The organism is Mesorhizobium sp. M2A.F.Ca.ET.039.01.1.1, from assembly GCF_003998035.1.
Classification (GTDB): Bacteria; Pseudomonadota; Alphaproteobacteria; order Rhizobiales; family Rhizobiaceae; genus Mesorhizobium.
The window spans coordinates 1-1,960 of the sequence record NZ_RZRY01000951.1; the positions used below are offsets into that span (position 1 = coordinate 1).

At 61.1% G+C, this 1,960-nt stretch carries 2 protein-coding genes and 1 pseudogene; 2 read left to right on the forward strand and 1 reads right to left on the reverse strand.

Going from position 1 to position 1,960, the window contains the following annotated elements; genetic code table 11:
• Positions 1 to 76 precede the first annotated feature (76 nt).
• Both EOA24_RS35985 and EOA24_RS35990 read left to right on the forward strand, forming a co-directional pair.
• The gene (locus tag EOA24_RS35985) at positions 77 to 1,111 is read left to right on the forward strand and encodes an IS110 family transposase (protein ID WP_127410704.1); all 1,035 of its coding nucleotides are present in this window, start codon (positions 77 to 79) and stop codon (positions 1,109 to 1,111) included.
• A gap of 422 nt (positions 1,112 to 1,533) precedes the next feature.
• On the forward strand, positions 1,534 to 1,806 hold the full coding sequence (locus EOA24_RS35990) for a hypothetical protein (RefSeq protein ID WP_245463328.1): 273 nt from the start codon (positions 1,534 to 1,536) through the stop codon (positions 1,804 to 1,806).
• A gap of 9 nt (positions 1,807 to 1,815) precedes the next feature.
• Here EOA24_RS35990 and EOA24_RS43570 read toward each other — a convergent pair.
• Positions 1,816 to 1,960 (reverse strand): annotated as a pseudogene (locus EOA24_RS43570) (methionine synthase); the annotation flags it as partial.

Consider the following 1,960-nt stretch of genomic DNA (forward strand, 5'->3'; position numbering starts at 1 on the left):
GTTTTATGGAATGGCCCGCCCTCCTTTGAGGCATCGGCTAGGATGCCTGTGTTTGGAAAGCGGAGAAGGACGAGCCATGACGATCATGATGCTGGGAATTGACCTTGGCAAGAACAGCTGCAGCGTTGCGGGGCTGGATTCGGATGGGAATGTGGTGCTGCGTCGCCGCATGCAGCCCAAGAGGGTCTTGAACTTCGCCTCGAAGCGCGCACCCTGCACTGTAGCGATGGAAGCGTGCTGCGGCGCACATTATCTGGGACGGCTTCTGGCCGAACAAGGGCACGAGGTCAGATTGATGTCGCCGGAATATGTGCGTCCTTACGTGAAGGCGCAGAAGAACGACGACCGGGACGCGGAAGCAATCGCAGAAGCCGCCACACGTCCGACGATGCGGTTTGTCGAACTCAAGTCCCAGGCGCAACTGGATGTCCAATCGTTGCACCGGGCCCGCTCTCGGCTGGTCGGCGCGCGCACGACGCTGACCAACCAGTTGCGCGCCATCCTGCTTGAGCGTGGCACGGTCATCGTGCAGAGGCGCCATAAGCTTGAGCAGGCAGTGGATGCCTTGCTTGCAGATCCGGACTTCATGAGCGGCAGTCGCATTCGTCGCTTGCTCGCCGATATGCGGCAGGAATGGATAGATCTCGATCGCCGCATCGGGGCTCTGGACCGGGAATTCGTCGAACTCGCTCGCGACAATGTGGCCGCTCGGCGGCTGACGTCGATCCCCGGCATCGGCGCCCTCAACGCTACCGCACTCGTGGCTGCTGTTGGCGACGGCGCGACCTTCGCCAAGGCTCGCGATCTTGGCGCATGGCTGGGGCTCGTCCCGCGACAGCACACGACCGGAGGCAAGCCGAGACTGCTTGGTATCTCCAAGCGCGGCAACAAATACCTGCGCACGCTACTGATCCATGGGGCCAGGGCCGCCTTGCCGTCACTGGCCCGAAGCCAGACCACGCTGGGCGTTTGGTTACGTAATCTGCTGGCAAGACGACACCGCAATACGGTGGTCGTCGCGCTGGCCAACAAACTCGCCCGTATCGCATGGATGATATTGCGACACGAGGTAACCTTCCAGGCCAACCGAGCCACGGCGATGGCAGCTTGAAACAATCAGGTCAGCGGCGACACGAAATGAACGCCGTGTGACCCATGATGTCTGCGGGAGGACTTTGAAAGATGGCCTGACGGTCAAGCCGACGTTCTGGAAGCCTGGTTCAAAAGATGGCGCGTCGACGCCGTGAGTTTTATCAGGCCCGGAGCGTGCGGATCTCCATCTTGGCGACGGCTTCAGCCGACACGCCGTATACGTTGATGCAGACCAATAGTTGCCATCAGAAATAAACCTCTTGCCGACGGGCGGGCCATACGTTTTTGATGCATGTCGTTGCCCCAGAACCGCTGCACACTTCTGGGCGACATGCATTGTCCCGTCGGCCTTTTTTGCAATCGTTAAATTGCGCGGCTTTTCCGGAACATCATTGCAATCAGCGTCTGTTAGTCAGTGCTGATAGATTTGAGGGACGAGCAGTGCATATCACGACAATCGGCAATGCGAACGCGACGGCGGCCAATGCGCCGGTGCGGGGGTCGTCAGCGGCTTCGGCTGATTCGGCGCGAATTCGAAGCGATGTCGATGCCGCCCGCAACACGGCGCTTTCGGCGCTCAACAACGACCGTTTTCGCGTCATGCTGGAACAGATCAGCGATCCGGGCGCGTCGGGCGCGCTGGCGACAATGAATTCCGAGAACGTCGTCGATTTCAACACCGCGCTGTCGCGCTACGCCGAAAACAGCAAATAGACAGGCCCGTCAGGCGCGGCTGCGCCTGCGTTCGCGCCTGCCTTCGCCGCTGTCCCCGGCGCTTGCGGTCTTGTTGCGCATCGGACCGATGCGCTCGACGATCGTCGCGACGGTCGGGCGCTCGGCCTTGGTGTGGCCGTCGAGCGCCTTGCGC

Bases quoted from the DNA above. Each gene is read 5' to 3' on its own strand.
- EOA24_RS35985 (WP_127410704.1), top strand. From the start codon at position 77: ATGACGATCATGATGCTGGGAATTGACCTTGGCAAGAACAGCTGCAGC.